The following is a 25,999-nucleotide window of genomic DNA, read 5'->3' on the forward strand; positions in this document are numbered from 1 at the left end:
GCCGTATTCCTCTCTCCTTATATATGTTTCACCTATTATCTGTCTAAAGGGTAATTACGGTTTTACTAGACTCACCTTATATGGAAACTTTATGCGTCCCAGTAAGAACGAAATCCATGATTTCCTCTTTCGATAGTTTGCTAAGACCAAGAGTTTCAATGGTTCTTCCACTTTGCGGAATGAAACAAGAAAAGGGGCCATGAAAAAAACGCCAGCGATGCCGCCGGCGTCATGTTAATGCATATAGGTCAAGATACTCTAATCGCACCCGATATTTCTTGTTCCAATTGATTGGTTCTCTCCATTTTTGTTGATTCCGTCCATCTAAAATATCCAGCCATATAATCGATCACTGCATGTTTATGCGTTTGAACTAAATCGATATCGAATAATAGCGTCCCTGTCCTGCGGAAGAAGAAATCAACTGGAGTTGCGGCCATTTCATGATCTAGTGCGTATTTCAGCTGTACGAACAGTTTCTTTGGAAGGCCACTGCTTGCTCCTCCGTCTCCTTCGCTTTTTGCGATATCGAATATTATAGGTGCGTTGGACCCATACATGGCCAATATCTCTTCGGTTTCCTTAACTGTGAGTCCTGAGTCAACTCCCATTTGGATATGTTGCTTGATATAATCGGTGAAGTTGCTTGATCCCCCGACATCCCCTCCGGAAATCGGCATTCCTTTAGTGCTGCTGGCTGGGTAAGTTTTATTGGATTGCTGGGCAAGCTTCCCCGCCAAAAGGTCGACCGTCGTTTTTGCCATCTTGCGATAACCGGTCAATTTCCCCCCCGCAATCGTGATAAGGCCCGAATCGGACTCCCATATTTCATCTTTCCTTGATATCTCAGAAGGATCCTTCCCTTCTTCAAGAATCAATGGCCTTACTCCAGCCCAGCTTGATTCAATATCATCATCCGTAATGTTCACTTCTGGGAACATATAATGTATCGACTTTAATAAATAGGCACGGTCTTCGGAAGTAACGGTCGGCACTGCAGGGTCACCATCATAAAAAGTGTCCGTTGTCCCTACATAGGCCTTACCGGCTCTCGGGATGGCAAAAATCATCCGGCCATCAGGCGTATCAAAATAAAGCGCCTGCTTCAACGGGAATTTCGATTGGTCGATGACCACATGAACACCCTTAGATAACTTCAGCGTTTTCCCTTTTTTCGATTGGTCTTTTTCACGAATGGAATCGACCCATGGACCTGCTGCATTAATGACTTTGTCTGCGAATATTTCATAAGAATCACCTGAAAGTAAATCGGCAACTTGGACGCCGTTCACCTTGCCATTGTCATATAACAATTTCTCCACTTTTGTATAATTTATCGGTGTTGCACCTTTATCGACAGCCGCCTTCATCACTTCAATCGTCAGACGTGCATCATCTGTCCGGTATTCAACATAGTAGCCTCCGCCCTTCAGTCCCTCTTTTTTAACGAGCGGCTCCCGTTTTAGGGTTTCCTCCGCCGAAAGCATTTTCCTGCGTTCAGCTTTTTTAACCCCCGCAAGGAAATCATATACACGAAGGCCAATGGAGGTACTGAATTTCCCGAAGGTGCCGCCTTTGTGCATGGGTAACAGCATCCATTCCGGCGTGGTAACATGCGGTCCATTTTCATAAACGATTTCCCGCTCTTTACCAACCTCTGCAACCATTTTTATTTCAAATTGCTTCAAATACCTCAATCCGCCATGAACAAGTTTTGTCGAGCGGCTTGAAGTACCTGCTGCAAAGTCCTGCATTTCAACCAAAGCCACTTTCATTCCACGGGTCGTTGCATCCAGGGCAATCCCTGCACCGGTAATTCCCCCGCCAATGACAACCACATCATATTTCTCTTTTTTCAGAAGTTCGGTCGTTTCTTCCCGATATATATTTGAAAACCTCATGCATGACTCCTCCTTTGGAAAATTGCATTCTATTTTTTCTTGAATTCTGCGTTTACTCGTGAATTTGCTCTGTTTACTCGTGAATTCGCACGGTTTACTCGTGAATTCTGCATTTACTCGTGAATTCACACGGTTTTCTCGTGAATTTGCTCTGTTTACTCGTGAATTCACGCGGTTTACTCGTGAATTCGAACGGTTTACTCGTGAATTCGAACGGTTTACTCGTGAATTCGAACTGTTTACTCGTGAATTCTGCGTTTACTCATGAATTCTTCACTTTTACTCGTGAATTCGCACGGTTTACTCGTGAATTTGCTCTGTTTACTCGTGAATTTGAACTGTTTACTCGTGAGTTCGGTCATTATATTCAATTGGTTCTTTGTTCGCATAGTTTATATAGATATTAATATCCCTAATCTGCCATTAAAAACAAAAAGAGAGACCACAAATGACATTATCGAATTAACGATAACGCATTCATGGTCTCTCCTGTTCTCCGGCCGAGTTATTAACTTGATTTCATTATAGCATACTCCAGCTCGTTTGAGAAAGAATACATCTTGTTTTTTATTTAAATGCCATAGCGGCATGTACAGCTTTTTTCCAGCCTACATATAATTTTTCACTTTCTTGCTCTTCCATGGATGGTTTAAAGGTTTTGTCCACCGCCCATTGCCGGGAGATTTCTTCTTGATCCTTCCAATACCCGACAGCAAGGCCAGCTAAGTATGCAGCACCCAATGCTGTGGTTTCGTTTATGGTCGGCCTCTCCACGGGCACCCGTAATAAATCGCTTTGGAATTGCATCAGGAAGTCATTCTTGACTGCCCCGCCATCCACTCTTAAGGTCTGGAGCTCGATTCCTGAATCCGCCTCCATTGCATCAAGGACATCCTTCGTTTGATATGCCAGTGATTCAAGTGTGGCACGAATGAAATGTTCTTTGGATGTGCCGCGCGTCAAACCAAAAACGGCTCCCCGCACTTCGCTGTCCCAATATGGAGTTCCAAGTCCTACAAAAGCCGGTACCACATATACTCCATCCGTACTTTCCACCCGTTTTGCATAGGTTTCGCTGTCCTTGGCATCATGAAGCATCCGCAGACCATCGCGCAGCCATTGGATTGCAGAGCCCGCTACGAATATACTGCCCTCCAGTGCATATTCGACCTTCCCATTCAGCCCCCAGGCAAGGGTCGTCAATAGTCCGTGTTCGGAACTGACAGCCTTGGTTCCTGTATTCATGAGCATGAAACAGCCTGTTCCATACGTATTTTTAGCCATTCCTTCATTAAAGCAGGCTTGGCCGAATAATGCTGCCTGCTGATCACCGGCAGCCCCGGCGATCGGAATCGATTGGCCGAAGAAATGATATTCGATCGTACGTGCATATTCCTCAGAGGATGGTCTCACTTCCGGCAGCATCGACTTTGGTACAGTCAATATCTCAAGTAACTCTTCATCCCATTTCAGTTCATGGATATTGTACATCAATGTCCGAGATGCATTGGAATAGTCCGTTACATGAGCCTTGCCTCCTGATAGCTTCCAGATCAGCCAAGTATCGATGGTACCGAATAACAGCTTGCCTTCATCCGCCTTTTGCCGTGCCCCATCCACATTATCGAGGATCCATTTCACTTTCGTTCCGGAAAAATAAGCATCTATCAACAATCCCGTTTTATCCCGGAATAGATCATTAAGTCCCTTTTCCTTCAAATCATCACAGATTTCACTTGTTTGCCTGGACTGCCATACGATCGCATTATAGACAGGGGTACCCGTTTCCTTATCCCAAACGACTGCCGTTTCACGTTGATTGGTGATCCCGATCCCGGCAATTTGCTCTGGCTTTACACCGGATTCAGATAGTACACCGGCAATGACCGCCAAGATCGAACCCCAAATCTCATTGGCGTTATGCTCGACCCAGCCTGGTTTAGGGAAATGCTGCGTGAATTCCTTTTGGGAGGAATGAACGATTTCCCCCTTTTCGTTAAATAAAATCGCCCGCGAACTCGTTGTTCCTTGATCTAATGATAAAATGTATTTTTCCATTGTGCATGCCCCTCCTTTTAATTAACTGGCAATATTTCTGCTTTCCAATTCATGTGACTGTTTTTTACCAAATGCATAGGCTAATATCAATAGTACCAGGCTTGCACCCAAAACAGACCAAAATCCTGCTGTTATTTCTCCCATAAAGAATGCTTTATAACAAACGGCACCGAGTGAACCCCCAATAATCGGTCCAACGACCGGAATCCATGAATAGCCCCAATTGGAATTGCCTTTACCCGGTATCGGCAGCAAAAAGTGAGCGATGCGCGGCCCCAGATCGCGGGCCGGGTTAATCGCATATCCTGTCGTTCCCCCAAGTGACATCCCGATCACGACAATCAATAACCCGACAGCGAAAGGGTTTAGACCCTCTGTAAAATTATTGGCACCTATAAATAATAAACCAAGAATAAGGATGAAAGTTCCTATCATCTCACTTAATAGATTTGAAAATGTGTGCGGGATCGCAGGTGATGTCGCGAACACACCAAGCTTCGCTCCTGGATCATCCGTAGCCTTCCAGTGTGGCAAATAGTGCAGGAATACTAGAGTTGCGCCAAGGATTGCGCCAATCATTTGGGCAACGATGTAACCGGGCACATCACTCCAAGGAAATTCCCCAATAATGGCAAACCCTACAGTGACTGCCGGGTTTAAATGCGCCCCGCTTATGGAGCCCACTGCAAAAACGCCCATGGTAACGGCCAACCCCCACGCAATCGTGATTACGATCCAGCCGGCATCTTTTGCATAGGATCCCTTTAAGGATGAGCCAGCCCCAATGCCTGCACCGAATAAAACTAATATCATCGTACCTAACACTTCTCCCCAAAATGGAGTCATGAATAAAACCCTCCCCTGATAAATTTCTTTAACCTTGCCGACAAATAAAAGGAGATCCACAGCAGAACTATCCTCATAAAATAAATTATGAATAGATCTGTTGTGAATCTCCTAGTCTCCGTCACATCTATTAACTTGTACTGTAAAATATACTAGTTTATGAAAACGCTGTCAATATTTCGTGAAAAATTATTCTATTTTTCTGTAATTTTTTTCAATTTCTCCTATTAGACGATATCCCATAATTCAGTTTTGGAAGTGGTGATTGACGACGCTCCGGCATCCAGGGCGTTCAGGACCTCATCCGAAGTACGTATGAGTCCGCCCGCAAAAATCGGTGTCTGCAATCGTTCCTTCACTTCTTTTATCATCCATGGCATGGCGCCCGGCAATACTTCGATATAATCCGGCTTGGTTTTCTGTACCAGCTTATAACTTTTCTCAAGCGCATGTGAATCTATTAAAAAGATTCGCTGGATGGCAATGACTCCCTTTTGCTTCGCCTTCAATATAACGCTTGATTTAGTCGAAATCAGCCCATATGGATTATATTCCTGACAAATGAATTCTGTCGCGTACTCATCACTTCTTATGCCATGGATCAAATCGACATGATAAATCATTTTCTTATTATGCTGCTTTGCCAACATACTTACGTTTTTCAATTGTGATATATGCAAATCAAGAAACACACCTATTTCATAGGAACTCTCTAAAAATCTTTCGAAATCCTTCATGCTTGCTGAAGCAGGCAAAATCTTCTGATCCATCATTATCCTCCTCATTCCCCGAAAAACTCAAAACTTCAAGTCATTTAGTATATTTTAAAGAGCTTGATTTATCAAACACATTTTTTCATGACCAATGTCACCATAACACTATCATACCTGGCACTCCCTTTATAGTTTTCGGCTAAGGATGTATGTAAACTCGATCATAAAGTAAGTTTCATTTTCAATGCACCTTCGACGAGTTCATACGATTTAATGGTGCCAACGGGAATTTTTCTCACGATGCTCCAAGCATTAACATTCATTTTGATCGTTCTTTTTTCAAATTCAAAAAATGGCGGTCTGTTAAATATCCTTTGGTTGATGAAATTCCTGTCAATCGGTTCCATTTCCACTAATTCAAATACAATCGTTCTTTTTTCCACAGAAACCGGTTTTAATGTAATCCGAAAAGCTACGTTTTTCTTAAACATCATTTTTTTCACTTCCGTCGTTCCTGAAAGCACGATATGCTTTGGCGTAATCTCGACTTTAATATCCCGACCATATGATTTCATTCTTATGATTTTCTCTATCATGGCTTCAGTTACCGTTATCGGTATGCCATTTTTGAATGGATTGAATGTACTCATCCTTGCATTCCCCCCCTGCCGCTCATACGGAACGTCGGTTATAGCATATGCCGGGTTCCCTGATGCAGTAACACATATTAATAATCGGTATATTCGAAATCTTCCACCTTCGACCCTTGACCTTTATAAAAACTACCTGTATAGTCATAATTAATTTAATAGACAACTCTTATCCAGAGAGGTGGAGGGACTGGCCCTTTGATGCCTCAGCAACAGACTGATCAAGTACTGTGCTAATTCCAGAAGTGTAAAAACTTGAAGATAAGAAGAGTATATAGCTTGGTTGCCAACACCTCTTCTTATTTTTAAGAAGAGGTTTTTTATTTTTAAAAGGAAAGAAGGAATGCAACATGTCAATCACATTAACGAAAGCACCATTCAGGGCCGATCACGTCGGAAGTTTATTAAGACCAGAACGTTTACATATTGCCAGAAAGCAGTTTAAGGAAGGTACCATTTCAGCAGAGCGGCTTCGTGAAGTTGAAACCGAAGAAATCAATCGGATTGTCGAAAAACAAATTGAAGTTGGATTGGAGGCCGTGACGGATGGTGAGTTCAGACGAACATGGTGGCACTTTGACTTCCTCGAACATTTAAATGGCATCGAGGGATATGTGACTGAAAAGGGACTCACGTTCGATGGTGTGGAAACGGAGAGATATAACGTTCGCAATACCGGGAAGGTTTCATTCAACCCTGAACATCCCTTCATTCGTGATTTCATTGAATTGAACAAAATCGTGAACGGACGTGCCGTTGCCAAGCAAACCATTCCCAGTCCGAACCAATTATTTGCTGTAGGCATTCATAACGAAGACATCTATCCTGATATTGAAGACTATGCCAATGATATCATCAAAGCGTATCAGCAGGCTTTGAAGGCTTTTTATGAAGCAGGTGTGCGTTATCTTCAATTGGATGATGTATATATTGCCAGACTTTCATCTCCGGATTTCCAGTTCAAAGATGGAAAATATACGAGGGAACAGTTAATCGATCTTGCACTTCGCGTCATTAATGGCGCATTGAAAGGCAAACCAGAAGATCTTGTCGTCACTACACACCTATGTCGTGGGAACTACCAGTCGACTTGGGCGTTTGAAGGAAGCTATGCCCGTATCGCCCCAACGTTATTGGCAAAAGAGAAAGTGGATGGATTCTTCTTGGAATATGATGATCAACGCTCAGGGGATTTCAAACCATTGGAATACATTCCAAATGGCGGGGCACAGGTCGTACTGGGTGTCGTCACTTCAAAAAATGGGGATATCGAAGACAAGGAAGCTGTAAAGGCACGCATTAAAGAAGCCTCGCACTTCGTTCCGCTCGAACAATTATGCTTAAGCCCGCAATGCGGCTTCGCCTCCACCCATCACGGCAACAAGCTGACCGAAGAACAGCAATGGGAAAAGCTGAAATTCGTCGTTGATGTAGCAAAAGAAGTATGGGAATGATTTTTTAGCAGAGACTTTAATCCATTCGAACAACCTAATCGGCATCAATATAAGCGCGCCGATTAGGCTTATAATAAAAAGCGTAAAAGACATTCATCCTAAATCCGAAGGCAAACAAAAAAGAACGGTCACCGGCACGTCCCCTTTTTACTTGCAGCTATCATCATCATCCATTTTCTTCACAAATATATCATCCGTCACCCTATCTTCCAGCTTGTTCCTCAAGGCCAATTCCGCAGCCTTCCCATCACTAGGCGACCCGTCCGAGAAATACATCGGAAACAAGGAGAAAAACATAACATAGAAAGAAAAATAGATGAATTGATACCAGATCACCGAGCTGTCCAGGATATTCTGATACACTAAGCTATAGATGATCAGCATGCTGATTAAATTAAAGATAGCCCCCCCTAAATATATCAGCGTATTCGTCAATCGATTATCATGTTTCAATCCCTTGAACTCGCAAGTCCCATTCCAAAAATAATATTTCCTCACTTCTATGTTCCGAAAGGCGAAAAGTTTATTGCCGCAACCGATCAAGATTTTCTTTTCCGATCCCCCAAAGATCGTGACAAAGAAAATATGCCCGCTCAAATGTATCAGCGTAACGATCGGCATGATCAAAAAAAAGGAAAATAGAAATTTAATGATATCAGAGAGACCAAACATGTTTAAGCAACCCTCCTTACCAGAATTTCTTACCAGGATGCTACTCTGATACCCTGTCCAAACTCGTTATAACTAGTAAATTTTCACAGTAGCACTATGTTGCTTTCCACAAGTGCCATTGATTCCCCTTCTGCTTCATTTGGGCAGTTTCCAGCTTAATTTGACCTTCAAAAAAACAGGCTATCTCCTTCCAAAAAAACTCGGAAAAGTGATAGCCTTTACATCTTCATTTATCGATTGGGGGTGTGCAGAATTTCTGCGTTGTTTTGTCCCGGTCTCAAGCCTGCATGTTTATATTCAGGGGTGAAAACCGATGTTTTGATCGGGCAGGCGATTTGCTTCTGGGCCTTTCCTTTTCCGTCCGGTACCTCAACGATCATTCCCCTCTCCTTCAATTGGGGGTGTTCAGCCGCTTCAGTGAAGGTCAGCACTGGTTCTGCGCAGGCCTCGAAATCAGCGAATATTTCCTGCCATTCATGAAAATCTCTTTCACGGAAAGCCAATCGGATGGCCGTTTTAAACCTGATTCCGCTTTCTTCATCGCTTTTCATGCTCAGTTCATACAATTCGGGTGCACCGATCGCTTCACATAATGCTTTTCGAAAAGGGGGCTCAAGGCTTCCTACCGAAAAATGGCGTCCATCTTTCGTTTCGTAAAAGTCATAAAACGATCCTCCGTTCAACATCAGTTTTTCTGGTTCAAGCTCGAGGCCCCCTTGTAAACTTAGGGGTGCGGAAATGGCATTCAACGCAAAACTGCAGTCGGTCATGCTGATGTCGATGGCTTGGCCTTCACCCGTTCTTTCCCTATGAATGACTGCAGATAATATACCGATAACAGCATGCAGTGATCCTCCGGCAAGATCTGCTATTTGGGTTCCGTTTTTTGCCGGGCCATCCTTTTTCGTACCGGAATAGCCTGATAAGCCTGCAATCGAAATATAATTGATATCATGTCCCGGCCGGTCTTTATAGGGACCGGTCTGGCCGTAGCCCGTGATGGAACAGTAAATCAGCTTCGGATTGATCCATTTTAGTGCCTCATAGCCCAGTCCTAGGCGTTCCATGACACCTGGACGGAACTGTTCAATGACGATATCGTATTCCTTCACTAGATTTTTCACGGATTCGATGGACTCAGATTGTTTTAAATCAAGTGTGATCGACTTTTTCGATCTGTTAAGATATTGGTTCACACCCCATGAATCCGTTGCTCCCGGCCTCTCTACCTTCAAAACGTCCGCTCCTAAATCCGCTAGCATCAAAGTGGCAAATGGGCCTGGCAGTAACGTTGAAAAGTCCAATACTTTTAAATGAGTCAATAAGGTCATCGGCCGTGCACCTTCCCTTTCCATTGGAAATATTAAAAGCTTTCCCCGTCGTTCTGTACATGCAATTTAGCAGAGTTTACGATTATCATATAATACCTCCTGTAATATTTGTATAAATTTCCATTTTAAAAAATAAAAAACCAGGAATCAGCTTCCTGGCTTTTGATAACGAGCCTAAAGAACACAAGTAAAAGCCGGACAATTTAAAACTACATTGTCCGGCTGATTTTACTTTAAGCTTTTTCATTCATATTTTTTGTCAAAGTCAAATTCCACTTCATCAAGTTTAACGAATTTAGTTTTTCTTACTAGTTTATAACCAAACCATAGACCAAGGAAAAGCGGAATCCCCAGGTATGCAGCTATAACACTGCCCCAATCGATGTGGTCTGAGAAAAATGCTTGAATATTTTGGGACAGGATGACGATCATGCCAATTAAAATGGCAAAGATCGGTCCAATCGGAAACCATAATGCCTTATATGGCAGTTTCTCCAATGAATGGCCTTGAGCGATGAATGCTTTCCGGAAACGGTAATGGCTGATGGAAATGCCGAGCCAAAAGATAAATCCTGTAATTCCAATGGCATTCATTAACCAAATATACACTTTACCATCACCGAATATGGAGGCTAAAAAGGCCAGCATGCCGATGGAACATGTCAAAATCATGCCTGCAACCGGCACTCCGCGTTTATTAAGTTTTGCAAAAATACGCGGCGCTTGTCCATCTTTGGCCATTGAGTATAACATACGCGTTGATGCATATAGACTTGAGTTACCTGCAGATAATACCGCGGTTAAAATGACGGCATTCATAAGCGAAGCGGCAAAGGCCACTCCAGCTTTTTCAAAAATGAGCGTGAATGGGCTCACCATGACGTTATCACCTTGTAAGCTTGAGCTCGTATAAGGGATAAGCAGCCCAATTACAAAGATTGCCAATACGTAAAAGAGCAAGATTCTCCAGAAGACACTTTTAATGGCCTTCGGTATATTCCGTGCAGGATCTTCACTTTCCCCTGCAGCCACGCCGACAATTTCGGTACCTTGAAAAGAAAAGCCAGCCGCTATGAATACGATGAAGACACCCATGAACCCACCCGGGAAAGGAGCGTCATCGACGGTGAAGTTTTTAAACCCTACCGCTTCGCCGCCCATAATGCCGACGATCATTAGCAGCCCGACGATTATAAAAATGACGATGGCCGTTACTTTTATGAACGAAAACCAATATTCCCCTTCACCATATCCTTTAACGGATAAATAGTTCAATAGGAAAATGAGCACCAAGAATGATGAACTCCACAACAATGATGGACTATCCGGAAACCAGAATTTCATGATCATTGTCGAGGCTGCCAACTCTGCGGCTATCGTCATCGACCAATTGAACCAATACGTCCATCCCAACGCAAACCCAAATGCCGGATCGACGAATTTCGATCCATAGGTACTGAAAGAACCGCTTGTAGGCATGAATGCTGCCAGTTCCCCTAAGCTTGTCATCACAAAGTACACCATTGCCCCAACTAAGGCATATGCAAGTAATGCGCCGCCTGGCCCAGCTGTATGAATGGCTGCCCCGCTGCTAAGAAACAGCCCGGTGCCAATAGCCCCGCCAATGGAAATCATCGTTAAATGACGGGATTTTAAACCGCGTTTTAGTTCTTGTCCTTCTTGCTGCGGAGGATGTTGAACGATGTCATGTTCTTGTTTTGGTATCATAAATTTTCATCCCTTTCTATATAAGCGCTTTCATATATGGGAAATCCATTTAATAAATTTTCCTATTTCATAGACTTTCAAATAGATCTAATTTACAATTCGAATTCCTTTTCTGAATATATGCAATTTTCGTGCCAAATTTACAAAACACAATATTCAACAAATTATCAAAAAAAGCGCCCTCAATAGACAAATTTTTTTGCACTTTACGCCACATTTTTTTGCACATTATGCCATGTTTTTTTGCACTTTTATTCATTTGGTTAAATTTAAATACATTCCAAATATTACTAAAAGAATATATTCAGAGAATATTCCTATCAAAATCCATTTTTCTCCATTTTATTACTTTAAATGTCATATTTTTGTGACTTTTCTCTATTTGTCAATAATATAAAACGATGTAAAAATGAGGTATTCTCATGAAGGAGTTGAGTGTTATGAAAGGTAAGGTATTTTTAGGAACTGCACTATCTCTCGGTCTATTATTTTCTGCCATTCCCCATCAAGAAGCTTTAGCGGCAAAAAATGTGTTAAGTGTTGAAAAGTACAATAAGCATAAGGATTCGCTAGAATTCAAGTCTGGGAAACTTACGGACCCTTCGAAGCAAACGGCAGAAGATATCATTCTTACCTTTTTTGATGAAAACAAAAAGTCTTACAAGCTTGAAAAGCAAAAGGCTAAAGACTCCTTCACGATCCTGAAAGAAAGCAAGGATGAACTGGGCAATACCGTCCTCAAATTGCAACAAACTTATAAAGGCGTACCTGTATGGAATTCCACACAAGCAGTATTGATCGACGCTAAAGGGGTATTGACGGTCGTGTCCGGAACGGTTGAAGCCAATCTAAACACGAAATTAGGGAAAAAGGCTAAAAAAGGCATCAGTAAAACCGAAGCCATCAAAATAGCTGAAGCGGATCTTGGATTCACTCCTGCCTACGAACAATCACCGGAATCCGACCTATATGTATACGCAAATGAAGGCAAGGCCGATTATGTATATAAGGTCAATTTGAAATTCTTAAGTCCTGAACCAGGAAATCATAATTATTTCATATCAGTCAAAACAGGTAAAATCCTGAATAAATTTAATACACTAGATGAAGTGACGGGGACCAATTCCGTCGGAACGGGCACCGGCGTCTTAAACAATACCGTTTCATTGAACACTACCTTATCCAGCGGCCGATATTATTTACAGGACAATACACGCGGTAAAGGCATCTACACGTATAATGCCAATAACCGTTCAAGATTGCCTGGTACACTCTTTTCCAACACGACAAATGCTTTCACTGCTTCTACCGATAAAGCTGCGGTTGATGCCCATTATTATGCGGGTAAAACCTATGATTATTACAAATCCACATTTGGACGGAACTCTTATGATGGAAATGGAACCATCCTGAAATCGACCGTTCATTATGGCTCAAGATACAATAATGCATTCTGGGATGGCACCCAAATGGTTTATGGTGATGGTGATGGCACGACGTTCATCCCATTGTCCGGCGGTCTGGATGTCGTTGCACATGAACTGACGCATGCCGTGACTTCCTCGGAATCGAACCTTACCTATCAATATGAATCCGGTGCTTTGAATGAAGCGATTTCTGATATTTTTGGCACCGTCGTCGAATTCAAGAACCAAAGTGCCAAAGCCGATTATTTGATCGGAGAAGATATTTACACACCTAACATTTCCGGTGATGCACTCCGTTCAATGGCTAATCCAACATTGAATGGTGACCCTGACCATTATTCGAACCGCTATACGGGAACGGGTGATAACGGCGGAGTGCACACGAACAGCGGAATCATCAATAAGGCGGCTTATTTGATCTCTGCAGGCGGAACTCACCATGGCGTGAGCGTATCCGGGATTGGCATCGATAAACTGGGCGCCATCTTTTACCGGGCAAACACGATTTATTTAACTTCCTCGTCGACATTTTCACAAGCCAGGGCGGCAGTCGTACAAGCTACCTCTGATTTATACGGTTCTAGCAGTGCAGAAGTCACAGCTGTCAAAAATGCCTTTACATCTGTCGGTGTGAATTAAGGATTTACCTATATGACCGAAACCTCCCTAGCTTCACTTCTAGCGGAGGTTTTTTTATTGTATTGGATAAATGGGGCTATCCCGATTATTTCAGCCGTTCGCTACCTTTTTTCGTCCTTCATGTGAAGAATTCCGTCCTACGGTACCGGTAGAGCCGCAATAAAAAATAATCATGCCGTTTGGTAAAATCAATTAATTCCGTAAAATAGTTGCTTTTCTTCTTATTAACTGTCAAGCTTAGATGATCTGGACTATATTGAATAGAACAAGTAGGTGACGAACATGATTGAAGTTAAAACTTCCACACTCAGTGATGGTGAGTTCAATAGAGGCGTATTCGCAACACGAGACATTAAAAAAGGTGAGCTTTTGCATGAGGCACCTGTCATTGCTTATCCGAACGAGGAGCATGTTTTCATAGAGAAGACATTGCTGGCTGATTATGCGTTTGAATATGGAATTAACCATACTGCCATGCTTTTAGGTTATGGCATGCTGTTTAATCATTCTTATACACCCAACGCTACGTATGACATAAACTTCAAGAATCATACGTTTGATTTCTTTGCTTACACCGACATAAAAGCAGGGGAAGAAATCCTGATTAATTATAATGGTGAAGTCGATAATGAGGACCCGCTTTGGTTCAATAAAGAAAATGACGGTGAAGATGAAGCTGATTGATCATCGACCATTCATGAAAGCACTTGTACTTTTGAATACCTCTCCATGGTCTTCGAAAGAAACGAGTGCTTTTTTTTTTTACTTTTACCGGCTTGGTAACGCCATTCACTGCTGATACTAATCGGCGATATTAAAGCAATAAAAAAGCCCCATTAAGAACTACTTATGGGGACAGTTTGATGACAAAGGAAGTTCGAAATGCTCTCACCCCGAACCATGATTTTATTATACGAATGAACCCTCCCAAGAGAAATGCGACACTCCTGCCGAATAACTGGCTAGCCAAGGCCTCACAGACGCTTGCGTCGAGGAGGCTTGCGTCGAGGAGGCTTGGCAGACAGTCGGCGGAAAGGGAGCGGATTTCTGAAATCAACTGGAACTTTTTTAAGAAAAAAAATGACTGTAAACTAGTTCTTCCCTAATTTACAGTCAGGCCCATTAAAAATTTTAATGGGATCATTTTACCTTAACGTACGGATGGGTTACTTGATTTTGTTTTGGTTATTGATTGGAATTGACCCTTAACCTTATCAATGGTTTCCGGTGTGGCTAGGGACCTTATTTGATTCATGGTTTTTTCACGGGTTTTCTTATTGCGCATTAAAAATGCGGCTGCTCCTATCAGGACGGTTCCAAGCATTTTGTTTGATGGCATGTTAGTTTCCTCCTTCAAGTTAGTCATATATAGTATTCCCTCTATCAGCTGATTTAAACAAATGCATCCTTTTGAGAGAGTGGTTTCGCTTTTATTCATCCTCGCCCAGGCTTTCGATATACTTTATGCTTTCGGGATTTTTCACCACTTTTTCAGCTTGATCCGGGTCAGCTTTCGTTTGCTTCATATTGTAAAGTTTATATGTCAGCACTCTTTTCACTGACTCGTTAATTCTATCCATTGGAACTTCCCCTGCTTTCACCGCTTGCAGTAATCCGTTATATACTTCAAGCTCATGGGAATATTCATGACAGACAAGTAATAAATCAGCTCCTGCAAGGATTGCCTGCTTCCCCATCTCTTCATAGGAGTAATACTTGTTCACAGCACCCATTTCCAAATCGTCTGTAACGACAAGTCCTTCATATTTGAGTTTCCCTCTAAGCAGGTCTTCTATGATGATTTTTGAAAGGCTTGCTGGTTTTTCTGTATCATAGGCTGGATATTTAATGTGGGTCACCATCACGAAAAACTTTTGATTATCCATTTCCCTTATTATTTGCTTGAAAGGATAAATATCCGAATTTTCCAGATCAAGTTGGTTTGCCTCCACGGAAGATGTTTCGACATGCGGATCGATTTCGCTGCGTCCGTTTCCAGGAAAGTGCTTCAATGCACCGGTTATCGATACATCGCTCAAGCCTTGAATGGCTTTCTTTCCGTATTGATGGACCTTTTCGGGATCTTGCCCAAATGAACGCTTATCCGTTTTAGATAGATCAAGTACAGGGGCGAAATTAATGTTAATTCCCATGGAGCCCAGTTCTGTCCCATTCAATTTGGCCACTTTGTACACATCTTCAATAGAGGCATTTTTTCCAAGATCCTGTTGCGATGGGATTGGCGATACCCTTTCCTTCATCCTGATGATGTCCCCGCCTTCCTGATCGATGGCCACCATCAACGGAAGCGAATGTGTACTTTGATCGGCCGTTTGCTGAAGCGAATTGGATAACCTAGCCACTTGTTTAGGTGATTTCATATTGCGGTCAAAATAAATGACGCCTCCTATATGTTTTTGTTCGATAAGCTCCGTAATTTCTTTGCCCTTTTCAGTTCCCTTGAAACCGACCATCATAAGCTGGCCGATTTTTTCTTCAAGCGTCATTTTTTTCAGCAGTTTTTCTATTTTCTCATGACTATCCGCATCGGCGTCTTTCCCTTTTTCCGCTCTGAAATTCCCATCGGTATTCAGCTGAATGAACAATATTGAAAAAGCGAGGATTGCGATTAAAAGCAGGCCCATATAAATTTTTTTATTCTTCATGCTTTGACCTTCATAGACATTTTCTCTGTCCTTCCTTGATTGCCTTTTTTTAAATTCGTTGCACACTTCTTAATCATGTTCATAAAGTGACAATTCTATATCATCAATGCGTATTTTTTGCATAAAGCATTAGCCGCGTACCATACTACAAACATAGCCTATTTAAAAGGAGATGCCCTCATGAGCGGAATGTTGAAGAATCTTGCCGGTACCTTCAGTCATGCAGTCGATTATGCAAAAGAAAAAATAACAGCCATTACAGGAACAACCTCTGTTACGATAGCGGAATTGAGTGAGCACATCATCAATCAGCCTGAAACAAAACTAATCAGGAAAAACCTTTTAGGGATACCCTTTTCTTTTTATCATTTACAAAAAGAAGACGTTTCGTACTATTTGGAAATGAAAAGCTCACAGGTTCTCCAGTTGGATGTTCAAGCGCATAATCATCCGGTTGTGTCTTACAGATCTTATCGAGATAAATCCAGCTTGCCCACGTCCATTAGATTTCCTAAAACCCTTTTATCCGAATGACTTTTGGTACAAAAATAAAGGCTGTTTTCGCATACTTTGTTGCTATTTACCAAGTAAAGCGGTGTGGTTGATTTCCCCTCCAGATGCTCGCTTTCCGCGGGGCGGGCGGTGAGCCTCCTCGGCGTAAACGCCTGTGGGGTCTCACCTGTCCCGCTGCTCCCGCAGGAGTCTCGCACTTGCGCTCCAATCAACCTTAAATCGTTTTGTTTTAAAAACAACAATCTTTACGAAAAGAGCCAAAATAAAAAAGCTGATATCCCTGCAATGGGGTTATCAGCTTTTTTCAAATCTTATAGGGAGAAAAAATGGTCTCTTTCACTTGAAATCCATTTCTCAGTATCTTCTTCATCCTTTTTAACCAAGCGGTTAACGAGGATATCATGCCAAATGTAATTTTCGAGAAAATTGATATGAATGGGATCATCTGTGTAGAAAGCCGTTTCTCTCGTTTCGGGAGAAGGTCCGTAAATCGTCTCCTTGCCATCAATGGATAAGATGAACCATTTGTTTTCTCCGATATTTTCCACATAGCTGGTTTTGCGATGTATATCTATACCTGATAATGGGTTTTCAACCTGAAATGCAATCCCCTTGAGAGTGCAATGCGCGGCGGCCCCCTTTAGCTCTTGTTCAAGTTTTCCATACATCTCGTCCCATAATGAAACCACCACCCTTTTCTCGGCCTTGTGAATCAAAGTACGGCAAAAGGAAAGGATATGCCCTTCCCCTTTAAGCGTCATTACACGATTGTCGGACATCGGTTCGATTTTCTCGAATTGTTTTAGTGTATCGCTGATGGATTGATAGGTATTGTTCCATTTTGATTGAACCGATTCCAAAAACACATCGACTGGCAGCGGTGAATATTTTATCGAGTCATTGATTTCCTCTTTTAAGACGATTCCTTCTTCTTGCAGTCCGTTTAATATTTCATAGATGCGGGCCCTTGGAATTCCTGATTCCTTGCTTACTTGATAGGCACTGGTTGGACCTTGGCGAACCAAAGAAACATAAGCCTTTGCTTCATATTGACTAAACCCGAGAGACTGTAGTTTTTGAATGATATCTTGCATAGTACCTCCTAGTGCTTTTAGTAGATGATATGCCTATCATACCAAATCTCTTATCTAAATCTAATCGATTTCAAAAGGCATGGCTCATAAAATTCTTATTTACAGAACGATTTCTATTAGTTACTATCTAAATAGTGACTAATAGAAAAACTTTGGATTATGGCTTCGGCATAACAAGCATTTCAGCCATAATGCCATTGATACGGAGGCTTCTTGGATGGAGGATATACAAACTTCAACACTCTTGCTGCTGATGTTTTTCGGATTTTTGGCAGCATTCATTGATTCTGTGGTAGGCGGCGGAGGCCTGATTTCCATACCCGCTTTATTATTTTCAGGACTCCCCCCCTCTCAAGCGATCGCAACGAATAAGTTAGCAAGTTCCATGGGGTCTTTAACAAGTACCATTGCCTTCATTCGCTCAGGTAAGGTTGATTTTCGATTGGTTTCCAAACTTTTCCCACTGATTTTCATAGGTTCCCTTCTAGGCGCTTTGGTAGTTAATTTCGTCTCGCCTGAATTATTAAAGCCAATGATCTTGGTTCTATTAATAGCTATTGCCATTTATACCATTTTTAAAAAGGACTGGGGAAAGAAATCGACTTACCATAAACTCACATGGCAAAAGGCTGCACTATTTGCGTTCGCTATATTTGCCATTGGTTTTTATGATGGGTTTTTGGGCGCTGGAACGGGATCTTTCATTCTATTTGCCTTTTTAATGATTGGCTTTGATTTTTTACACTCTGCAGGAAATGCGAAATTTTTGAACTTCGGAAGCAACCTGGCCGCACTGATCATGTTCGTATTCCTTGATACCGTCAACTTTTCCTATGGAATACCAATGGGAATCTCCATGATAGCAGGAGCATTGGCCGGATCTAAATTCGCCATTAAGAGGGGAGTGGCATATGTAAGGGTTTTATTTATCATGGTGACCGTCATTCTGATCGTGAAAAATATAATGGATTATTTAATGGGCGGCTAATTTTTTTAAAAGGCCGTTTTCTTATACTTTGTTGCTATTCACCAAGTAATGCGGTGTGGTTGATTTCCCTCCAATGCTCGCTTTCCGCGGGGCGGGCGGTGAGCCTCCTCGGCGTGAACGCCTGCGGGGCCTCACCTGTCCCGCTGCTCCCGCAGGAGTCTCGCAATCCGTTCCAATCAACCTTAAATCGTTTCGTTTTAAAAACAACAATCTATACAAAAAGAGCTTTTTTAAAAAAATGGAATACAGCACTATGTTCCTGCCACAGAATGTGACATATAGGAATTATTTGGGTATATGATAGGTATAGACTGTGTGGGAAGGTGTGATTGGATGATTGAAAAGTGGAATGGCGAAGAAATGGCAGATGTATCGGGGCAAACCATTGTGATTACTGGGGCAAATAGTGGAATTGGCTTCGAAACGGCTTTTGCCCTGGCCGGTAAGGGGGCAGAGATCATCCTTGCAGTCCGGAATGCTTCAAAGGGTGAAAAGGCAGTCGATAGAATCTTATCGGTCCATCCTAAGGCAAATGTACACGTGATGCAGCTGGATTTAAGCGATTTAAGCAGCATTCGGCATTTTGCTGATTCCTTTCAGGAGAACTATGACTCTCTATCCGTCCTCATCAATAACGCAGGTGTGATGATTCCGCCATACAGTATGACGAAAGATGGTTTCGAGCTGCAATTCGGCAGCAATCATCTCGGTCATTTTGCTTTGACGGGTCTCCTTCTTCCGCGTATCCTTTCCACGCCAAAATCGCGTGTGGTCACATTGAGCAGCTTGGCCGCCATCAATGGATATATAGACTTCGAAAATCTAAATGGTGAAAACGGATATAAACCAATGAAATACTATGGGCAAAGCAAGCTGGCCAATCTACTCTTCGCCCGCGAATTACAGAATAAATTCAACCAGCATGATGCAAGCCCGATGAGCATTGCCTGTCATCCGGGCCTTTCCCATACAAATCTCATGTCTCGCGGATCTGGAAAACCCATAAATAGATTCGTGCATTTTCTTTCGAAAACCATCACCCAGCCGGCGAGTATGGGAGCATTGCCTACCCTTTATGCCGCAACGGAACCTACATTAACAGGCGGTGAGTATATCGGACCCGATGGGAAGAAGAGCAGAAAAGGTTTTCCGAGAAAGGACGATATCATCGATTCCTTATATAATGAAGAAACCTCGAAAAGATTATGGGATATTTCAGAAACCTTGACAGAGGTCAAATATCGTTTCACTGAAAGCGTGACGCCAAAATGACATTCCCCTGTTTTCGCTCATGAACAGTGCAAAAAGAAAGAGGGAGCATAATGCCCCCTCTTTTCGCTTTCATCATTCAGCGTCAAAAACTTCGACTTTTTCCATTTTGTCGCCATTTTTCATGGCTTTGGCTGTTTCAAGTCCAGATGTCACTTTACCGAATACTGTGTGAACACCGTTAAGATGCGGTTGTGGTTCATGCACGATAAAGAATTGGCTTGAGCCTGTGTCTCTTCCGGCATGTGCCATCGATAGGCTTCCTGCCTCATGTTTGTGAGGGTTTCCTTCTGTTTCACATTTGATTTGCTTGCCGCTTCCGCCTGCACCAGTACCTGTTGGATCTCCTCCTTGGCTTACGAAACCAGGGATTACACGGTGAAAGACTACGCCATTATAAAATCCTGTGTTTGCCAAGTTTTCGAAGTTAGCCACTGTGTTCGGTGCTTCGTTCGGGAAAAGGTCAAATTCGATTTTTTCTCCATTTTCCATAAGTATGTATCCTTTTTTAGCCATGTTAAACATCTCCTTTAATATGAACTGAATCAAATCTAATAGTACCATTTTTAGAAGCAGAAAGAAAAGCAAGCGCTACTTATTTTGAATTGTATCATTATACATTCCTATATTTTTTCTTTTATAATGGGATAGATTCATTATTTTAAGGGGGAACGAACCATGATACAGCAATTTGATGCATTGGTCGTGAACAAGCAAGATGATCAATTCACCGTTAACATTCAGCAACTGTCACTTGATGACCTACCTCAAGGCGAAGTGCTCATCCGTGTTCATTATTCCGGTGTGAACTATAAAGATAGCCTTGCGGCAATTCCAAATGGAAACATTGTCAGCAGCTATCCGATCGTTCCGGGAATTGACATGGCTGGTGTTGTCGTTTCATCTGAGGATTCCCGCTTTAAAGAAGGAGACGAAGTCATTGCGACCTCCTACGGAATTGGCGTTTCCCAATCAGGGGGCTATAGTCAATTTGCCCGTGTTCCTGCAGAGTGGATCGTCCCGCTTCCTGATGGCCTTACAATGAAAGAGGCGATGATCATCGGAACGGCCGGTTTCACCGCAGCCTTATCGGTTCTGCGACTGGAAGAAAATAATCTCACCCCTGAGCAAGGAAGCGTTCTCGTCACTGGTGCAACTGGCGGGGTCGGCAGTTTCGCCGTCTCGATCCTTTCCAAACTTGGCTATTCCGTTGAGGCGAGTACAGGAAAAGAATCGGAGCATGAATACTTGAAGAAAATCGGTGCGGCGACCATCGTTTCGCGTGAAGAAGTATATGATGGCAAGCTGCGGGCACTGGGAAAACAGAAGTGGAGCGGGGCAATAGATCCCGTCGGCGGTGAACCGTTAGCCTCGGTCCTTAGCCAAATCAAGTATGGCGGAGCTGTGGCGGTCAGTGGATTGACTGCTGGTACAAGCCTTCCAGCCACCGTCTTTCCATTCATTCTAAGAGGGGTTAATCTGCTTGGGATCGATTCGGTCAATTGCCCGATGGATACAAGATTGAAAGTTTGGCATCGCCTTGCCACCGACTTTAAACTCGACCATTTAGAACAGCTCATCCAACAGGAAATTACACTTGAAGAATTGCCGGACGTCCTTCCCACCCTATTAAAAGGGGAAGCAAGAGGCAGGACGATCGTTAAGCTATAAACCAAAAAAAGTGACGAGAGCATGGCTTCTCGTCACTTTTCATTGTGAACTTTCATTGATAGGAAGACTGATATCTACAATCGTCCCTTCTCCCACTTCGCTGCTGAAATGAATTTCCCCATTATGCTCATGGATGATTTTAGTACTGACCATGAGCCCAAACCCCGTTCCTTTTTCAGAGGTGCTATAAAAAGGCTGCCCTAGATGTTCCATGCGCTCATTTGAGATTCCGCAGCCTGAATCAATGAAACGGATCATTGCATAGTCTCCTCCATGATGTAACTGTATATGAAGTTTGCCGCCATTCGGCATGGCTTCTATCGCATTATTGACGACATTCGTGAATACTTGTTTTAACTGATTCGGTTCTCCAAAGACAGATACCGACTCCGTCTTATATTCCTTGATGATTTCAACATCATTCAAAATCGCTTGAAACTCGGCTAACGTTATCACACTATCCAATATATCGTTAAGCTGGATGTATTCACAAACCTTCGCTTCAGGCTCTGCTAAACTTAAAAATTCATTGGCCAGGGTTTCGATTTTTTCAACTTCACTGACCGTCATTTCAAGATAATCCTTTTGCTCAGGATTTTCCCTTAATAATTGTAAAAATCCTTTGACCGTAGTTAATGGATTTCTTAATTCGTGTGCGATACCCGCAGCCATCTGTCCTACCGCTGATAACATATTGGATTTACAGAGCAGCTCATCGGTCTTTTTACGCTCCGTAATATCCCTGCAGAATACCTGTATGGCCGGTTGACCTTTATAAATAATCGGAAGACCGAGTGTTTCTCCATAAAATACTTGTCCGTCAAGTCGAATGAACTTTTGCTCCAGTAAACCAACCGCCTGGTGATCATCCCTCATGATATCGATTCTTCTTTGTACACTCTCCCGGGACTCCAGGTGAACGAACTGAAAAACCGATTTACCAATAATATCTTCCACACTATCCATCCCAAGCATTTTTGCCCCCATGGGATTCATATACTCGATGATCCCATTGCGATGTACAAAAATCGCTTCAGGTGACACCTCCACTAAACTGCGATACCTTTGCTCACTTTCCTTCAAGGCAGCTTCGGCAAGTTTTTGGTTCGTGATATCCCGATAAACGAAAACCAGAGCGCACGGCTCATTTTCATCATCCCGAATATTGAACAGGGAGATGCTTACATCGATTAACTGGCCATCCTTCCTTAACCTGACCGTTTCAAAGCCTTTCTTTTGTACCCCTGCCTTAATCTGGTCATGCAATTCATTGACTGATTCCTTCAAGAAATCAGGAATAATAGGAAACGGCATGCCAATGAGCTCATCATTCGTCCAACCGAAAAACTCTTCAAAAGCTGCATTCACCTGAAGGGTCTTTCCTTCCAGATCAACAATGGAAATGGCGTCCGGGTTGTTCTCCATGAAAGACTTAAATTTCTCGGTATTATCCTCCGGCTGTACTCCCATTTGCCCTTTTCCATAATTAATAAGCCTTTTACTCATCAATTTTTTATTCCTTTCTTATCCGGAAATTTACAGTCTCAATTTTACAGTATCAGTAAATCATTTGCCAGTTTTATCATATGATTTTTCCTAGTTAAAGACTGATGCACAAAGAGGCCAAACCTCCATAAGGTTCAGCCTTCTCCTTAAAATGTATTATAAATGTTCGGACATTCCGTACCTGTTGGTTCATTAAAGCAATGAAGCTTGAAACGCCCAACCAGGGGCTGATTATACCAGGTTGCCGGACAATCTCCCGGTGGCCTGAAGTACCATAGGCTAAATTTCGAGGGCCATAGCCTTTCACCATTTACGTTCCGGCGCGCAAGCCTTTTTTCCCTATCCCTTGCCCGCTGATAAAAATACCCCTTCTGTACAGCTTCAAAGGCATGCTCCTGATAAATCATGTCTGGAATCGTCCTCAACCCTTTGAAATCGGAACAATTCGACCTAATCCGATTGATCCCTACATTACCGATCATCAACATGCCTTGATCACCTTCACCCTCACCTTCCGCCCTAAGCAATCTTGCCAATAAGGAAATATCGGCATCAGTGTGCTTAACAACGGCCATCCCATCACCTCCACTTTTTTATCCTATGCCTTGGAGATGGAAAAATACTCCGTTTATTAACAAAATCTTCATATATAGTACACGTCCAATCAATAATATACCCCTATACTTAAGTAAGGCTGGATAGCACGCGTGGCTATCATGGTATTTGGCGAAGGCGGGGCCAATACTTTCTTTATACATAAAAAAGGCAGCACACAATGTGCCGCCTTTATCTTGTCATTCTTTCGCTTCAAATGCCGCTTCAAACGCCATTGATACCTTTTCGAACTCTTCATCCGATTCGATATCGAGCAGGTCACCTTCGCCTTCGACCCTGAAAAAGAAAATATCGATATCTTCATCTGTATCCTTTTCAATATCTTCAAGCAAACCTACTGCAACATATTCCGTTCCTTCTACATCCAATGATCCTAAAACCTCTACTTCATGACCTTCATCGCTGTCATCGGTAAGGGTGAAAACTTCACCTTCACGAATTTTTCCCATACTACCTCTCCTCTCATATCCATTAATAATGGAGTTGTTTGTAATAGTATATCGACTATTCCATTTAGAAACAAATTTTTGCCATGGAAATGATGAATTCCAATCTTTCCAAGAAAAGAATCTTACAAGAAAAATTATGGAAGAAAACTATTATCCCATAAGCCATTTATCATTTTTTCATTATTCACCAAAACTTTCCCTTTGTTAACATCACCTAAAAAATTATCTAAAACGCAATAAAAATGTAATTCAATTCCGAATAATCTTATATATACTAATATTAGCTATATTGCATCTGGCTATAATGAAGGAGGAAGGTTTCTTGGCTGTGAAAAGGGTCGATCACATTGGCGTCGTTGTAAAAGATCTTGAAAAATCCATCGCCTTTTATCAAGATGTGCTGGATTTAAAATTAAAAGCACGCATGACTCATACTAATGGGGTAATCGAACTGGCATTCCTGGGTTACGAAGAGTCGGACGAAACAGAAATAGAATTGATTCAGGGATATAGCGACACACTGCCATCCGAAGCAACGATCCACCATTTTGCCATTACCGTGGATGATATCGAAGAAGAATATGCCCGGATCAAAAGCTTGGATAATACTGAGCTGATTGATGAAGAGATTGTCACCCTTCCAAATGGTTATCGCTATTTCTACGTATATGGACCGGAAAAAGAGTGGATTGAATTTTTCCAAAGGTAAAAAGCAGAGTCTTAAAGACTTCTGCTTTTTTAACGTTCACTTTACAAGCCGCTTCGTCAATGTCCAACAAAATCCACAGATAAAAACCCTTTCTTGTTCAACAAAGGCTCCTTTTCTTATAAATGATTTCCATAAAAAGTGAATGAAAGAAAGACTATTTAATCACCTTTCATCCCCCATCTTCACCAGCTTGACTTTTTGACACCCGGCAGTTGCCCTTTATGAGCAAGCTCTCTAAAAACGATACGTGACATGTTGAATTTGCGCATATATCCACGAGGCCTCCCCGTTACTCCACAACGATTGTGGACCCTTGTCGGCGATGAATCACGAGGGAGTTTAGCCAATGCGGCATAATCCCCTTTCTCCTTCAATTCCTTTCTAAGTTGTGCATACTTTTCGACCATTTCCAACTGTTTTTGCGCTTTTATCACCTTGGATTTTTTCGCCATTCATATTCTCCTTTTTTAAAGATTTTTTTTATAGATTCTATAAACTGTTCACAATTCGTTCCGCTGCCTGTCTTGCTCCCGATATATTCCTGGATATCTGGAGCATGTTCACCAACACCAGTTGAAATCGCAAGTTTTTGTCCTACATGCCATCGATTGTTTTGCAATTGGATTTTTTATCCCTATCCCTTTTTGCAGGCACAGAGGTGACTTCCCCTTGCACCCACGCCTAATGGATAAATCTACACCATGTTCATTGAAGGATTTCCGTAAAAGTTATTGTTCCAGGCTACCGTTTCCACTTATTTCTGCAGGCTGAATGGATTCACATCCAGATGGTGTACGGATGGAGAATGTTAAAAGGGCGTTGAAATGACTTCCGTACAAATGCCATGCCTCCGCCAATAATGATCATTCCAACCTGAACCTCTCGCCTTTAACACCATTCTCTTCAATAAATCACAATCATTACGATTTAAACCTTAAAATTACTTCGTTTCACGGTGAAGCGTGTGTTTCTTCAATCGCGGGCAGTATTTTTTCAATTCGATCCTGTCCGGGTCATTCCGCTTGTTTTTCGTCGTGATATAATTTCGGTCCCCTGATTCTGTGCATGCTAAAGTAATGTTTACTCTCATTTTTGTTTCC

27 protein-coding genes and 1 riboswitch are annotated in these 25,999 nt (G+C 42.3%); of the genes, 9 read left to right on the forward strand and 18 right to left on the reverse strand.

Features of this window, described 5'->3' with window-relative positions; all coding sequences use genetic code 11:
• Positions 1-248: 248 nt before the first annotated feature.
• From QNH43_RS24900 to QNH43_RS24920, 5 genes are all read right to left on the reverse strand, one after another.
• Positions 249-1,901 (reverse strand): glycerol-3-phosphate dehydrogenase/oxidase, encoded by a 1,653-nt coding sequence (locus tag QNH43_RS24900; RefSeq protein ID WP_283916103.1) that lies wholly within the window; start codon positions 1,899-1,901, stop codon positions 249-251.
• Positions 1,902-2,468: 567 nt separating this feature from the next.
• On the reverse strand, positions 2,469-3,959 hold the full coding sequence (glpK, locus tag QNH43_RS24905) for a glycerol kinase GlpK (RefSeq protein WP_283916104.1): 1,491 nt from the start codon (positions 3,957-3,959) through the stop codon (positions 2,469-2,471).
• A gap of 21 nt (positions 3,960-3,980) precedes the next feature.
• Positions 3,981-4,805: an MIP/aquaporin family protein gene (locus QNH43_RS24910; RefSeq protein ID WP_076368047.1), complete on the reverse strand. Its 825-nt coding sequence runs from the start codon at positions 4,803-4,805 to the stop codon at positions 3,981-3,983.
• Between the two features lie 227 nt (positions 4,806-5,032).
• A complete protein-coding gene (locus QNH43_RS24915) occupies positions 5,033-5,575 on the reverse strand; it encodes a glycerol-3-phosphate responsive antiterminator (RefSeq protein WP_283916105.1) in 543 nt (180 codons plus the stop codon).
• Between the two features lie 164 nt (positions 5,576-5,739).
• Complete coding sequence (locus QNH43_RS24920) at positions 5,740-6,168, reverse strand: hypothetical protein (RefSeq protein ID WP_283916106.1); 429 nt, start codon at positions 6,166-6,168, stop codon at positions 5,740-5,742.
• A 166-nt stretch (positions 6,169-6,334) separates the two neighbouring features.
• A riboswitch (SAM riboswitch) is annotated at positions 6,335-6,436 on the forward strand.
• An 82-nt stretch (positions 6,437-6,518) separates the two neighbouring features.
• Here QNH43_RS24920 and QNH43_RS24925 point away from each other — a divergent pair.
• Positions 6,519-7,622 carry a 5-methyltetrahydropteroyltriglutamate--homocysteine S-methyltransferase gene (locus QNH43_RS24925; protein ID WP_283916107.1) on the forward strand — a complete coding sequence of 368 codons (1,104 nt, stop codon included), beginning with the start codon at positions 6,519-6,521 and terminating at the stop codon, positions 7,620-7,622.
• A gap of 147 nt (positions 7,623-7,769) precedes the next feature.
• Here QNH43_RS24925 and QNH43_RS24930 read toward each other — a convergent pair whose 3' ends face one another.
• The 3 genes from QNH43_RS24930 to QNH43_RS24940 form a co-directional block, all read right to left on the reverse strand.
• Positions 7,770-8,294: a hypothetical protein gene (locus QNH43_RS24930; RefSeq protein ID WP_076368051.1), complete on the reverse strand. Its 525-nt coding sequence runs from the start codon at positions 8,292-8,294 to the stop codon at positions 7,770-7,772.
• A gap of 230 nt (positions 8,295-8,524) precedes the next feature.
• On the reverse strand, positions 8,525-9,625 hold the full coding sequence (locus QNH43_RS24935; protein WP_283916108.1) for a CaiB/BaiF CoA transferase family protein: 1,101 nt from the start codon (positions 9,623-9,625) through the stop codon (positions 8,525-8,527).
• Between the two features lie 243 nt (positions 9,626-9,868).
• The gene (locus QNH43_RS24940; protein ID WP_283916109.1) at positions 9,869-11,353 is read right to left on the reverse strand and encodes an amino acid permease; all 1,485 of its coding nucleotides are present in this window, start codon (positions 11,351-11,353) and stop codon (positions 9,869-9,871) included.
• Positions 11,354-11,793: 440 nt separating this feature from the next.
• Between QNH43_RS24940 and QNH43_RS24945 the strand changes: the two genes are divergently transcribed.
• The 3 genes from QNH43_RS24945 (at position 11,794) to QNH43_RS24955 (ending at position 14,525) form a co-directional block, all read left to right on the forward strand.
• Complete coding sequence (locus QNH43_RS24945) at positions 11,794-13,419, forward strand: M4 family metallopeptidase (protein ID WP_283916110.1); 1,626 nt, start codon at positions 11,794-11,796, stop codon at positions 13,417-13,419.
• Between the two features lie 282 nt (positions 13,420-13,701).
• Positions 13,702-14,103 (forward strand): SET domain-containing protein, encoded by a 402-nt coding sequence (locus QNH43_RS24950; RefSeq protein WP_283916111.1) that lies wholly within the window; start codon positions 13,702-13,704, stop codon positions 14,101-14,103.
• 179 nt (positions 14,104-14,282) lie between these two features.
• Positions 14,283-14,525, forward strand: a complete 243-nt coding sequence (locus tag QNH43_RS24955) for a hypothetical protein (protein ID WP_283916112.1) — start codon at positions 14,283-14,285, stop codon at positions 14,523-14,525.
• 44 nt (positions 14,526-14,569) lie between these two features.
• Here QNH43_RS24955 and QNH43_RS24960 read toward each other — a convergent pair whose 3' ends face one another.
• Complete coding sequence (locus QNH43_RS24960) at positions 14,570-14,758, reverse strand: hypothetical protein (RefSeq protein ID WP_076368055.1); 189 nt, start codon at positions 14,756-14,758, stop codon at positions 14,570-14,572.
• A gap of 91 nt (positions 14,759-14,849) precedes the next feature.
• Positions 14,850-16,085, reverse strand: coding sequence for a beta-N-acetylhexosaminidase (gene nagZ / locus QNH43_RS24965; protein ID WP_283916113.1), 1,236 nt, complete (start codon positions 16,083-16,085; stop codon positions 14,850-14,852).
• 180 nt (positions 16,086-16,265) lie between these two features.
• Here nagZ and QNH43_RS24970 point away from each other — a divergent pair, with 180 nt between their 5' ends.
• On the forward strand, positions 16,266-16,619 hold the full coding sequence (locus QNH43_RS24970) for a hypothetical protein (protein WP_283916114.1): 354 nt from the start codon (positions 16,266-16,268) through the stop codon (positions 16,617-16,619).
• Positions 16,620-16,909: 290 nt separating this feature from the next.
• Here the strand turns inward: QNH43_RS24970 and QNH43_RS24975 are convergent, their stop codons facing one another.
• Positions 16,910-17,692 (reverse strand): TrmB family transcriptional regulator, encoded by a 783-nt coding sequence (locus QNH43_RS24975; protein WP_283916115.1) that lies wholly within the window; start codon positions 17,690-17,692, stop codon positions 16,910-16,912.
• A gap of 217 nt (positions 17,693-17,909) precedes the next feature.
• Between QNH43_RS24975 and QNH43_RS24980 the strand changes: the two genes are divergently transcribed.
• Both QNH43_RS24980 and QNH43_RS24985 read left to right on the forward strand, forming a co-directional pair.
• Positions 17,910-18,680 carry a sulfite exporter TauE/SafE family protein gene (locus QNH43_RS24980; protein ID WP_283916116.1) on the forward strand — a complete coding sequence of 257 codons (771 nt, stop codon included), beginning with the start codon at positions 17,910-17,912 and terminating at the stop codon, positions 18,678-18,680.
• A 333-nt stretch (positions 18,681-19,013) separates the two neighbouring features.
• Positions 19,014-19,952, forward strand: a complete 939-nt coding sequence (locus tag QNH43_RS24985) for an oxidoreductase (protein WP_283916117.1) — start codon at positions 19,014-19,016, stop codon at positions 19,950-19,952.
• 72 nt (positions 19,953-20,024) lie between these two features.
• On the opposite strand, the gene QNH43_RS24990 is transcribed toward QNH43_RS24985, so the two are convergent.
• Positions 20,025-20,465 (reverse strand): peptidylprolyl isomerase, encoded by a 441-nt coding sequence (locus tag QNH43_RS24990; protein WP_283916118.1) that lies wholly within the window; start codon positions 20,463-20,465, stop codon positions 20,025-20,027.
• 162 nt (positions 20,466-20,627) lie between these two features.
• On the opposite strand from QNH43_RS24990, the gene QNH43_RS24995 reads away from it, so the two are divergent.
• Positions 20,628-21,620: an NADPH:quinone oxidoreductase family protein gene (locus tag QNH43_RS24995; RefSeq protein WP_283916119.1), complete on the forward strand. Its 993-nt coding sequence runs from the start codon at positions 20,628-20,630 to the stop codon at positions 21,618-21,620.
• Between the two features lie 39 nt (positions 21,621-21,659).
• Here QNH43_RS24995 and QNH43_RS25000 read toward each other — a convergent pair whose 3' ends face one another.
• The 3 genes from QNH43_RS25000 to QNH43_RS25010 form a co-directional block, all read right to left on the reverse strand.
• Positions 21,660-23,126 carry a PAS domain-containing sensor histidine kinase gene (locus QNH43_RS25000; RefSeq protein WP_283916120.1) on the reverse strand — a complete coding sequence of 489 codons (1,467 nt, stop codon included), beginning with the start codon at positions 23,124-23,126 and terminating at the stop codon, positions 21,660-21,662.
• Between the two features lie 146 nt (positions 23,127-23,272).
• Complete coding sequence (locus QNH43_RS25005) at positions 23,273-23,701, reverse strand: cell wall hydrolase (protein ID WP_283916121.1); 429 nt, start codon at positions 23,699-23,701, stop codon at positions 23,273-23,275.
• Positions 23,702-23,920: 219 nt separating this feature from the next.
• Entirely contained in the window at positions 23,921-24,190 is a 270-nt protein-coding gene (locus QNH43_RS25010; protein WP_283916122.1) for a DUF1292 domain-containing protein, read from the reverse strand.
• Positions 24,191-24,494: 304 nt separating this feature from the next.
• Here QNH43_RS25010 and QNH43_RS25015 point away from each other — a divergent pair, with 304 nt between their 5' ends.
• A complete protein-coding gene (locus QNH43_RS25015; protein ID WP_434060143.1) occupies positions 24,495-24,899 on the forward strand; it encodes a VOC family protein in 405 nt (134 codons plus the stop codon).
• 182 nt (positions 24,900-25,081) lie between these two features.
• Here the strand turns inward: QNH43_RS25015 and rpsN are convergent, their stop codons facing one another.
• The 3 genes from rpsN to rpmG form a co-directional block, all read right to left on the reverse strand.
• Positions 25,082-25,351, reverse strand: coding sequence for a 30S ribosomal protein S14 (rpsN, locus tag QNH43_RS25020; protein WP_283916123.1), 270 nt, complete (start codon positions 25,349-25,351; stop codon positions 25,082-25,084).
• Positions 25,330-25,518 carry a hypothetical protein gene (locus QNH43_RS25025; RefSeq protein ID WP_283916124.1) on the reverse strand — a complete coding sequence of 63 codons (189 nt, stop codon included), beginning with the start codon at positions 25,516-25,518 and terminating at the stop codon, positions 25,330-25,332. Before QNH43_RS25025 ends, rpsN begins: the two co-directional genes overlap by 22 nt.
• Positions 25,519-25,839: 321 nt before the next feature.
• Complete coding sequence (gene rpmG, locus QNH43_RS25030) at positions 25,840-25,989, reverse strand: 50S ribosomal protein L33 (protein WP_076368066.1); 150 nt, start codon at positions 25,987-25,989, stop codon at positions 25,840-25,842.
• Positions 25,990-25,999: the final 10 nt, after the last annotated feature.

This window comes from Peribacillus simplex (assembly GCF_030123325.1).
In the GTDB taxonomy this organism is placed as follows: domain Bacteria; phylum Bacillota; class Bacilli; order Bacillales; family DSM-1321; genus Peribacillus; species Peribacillus simplex_D.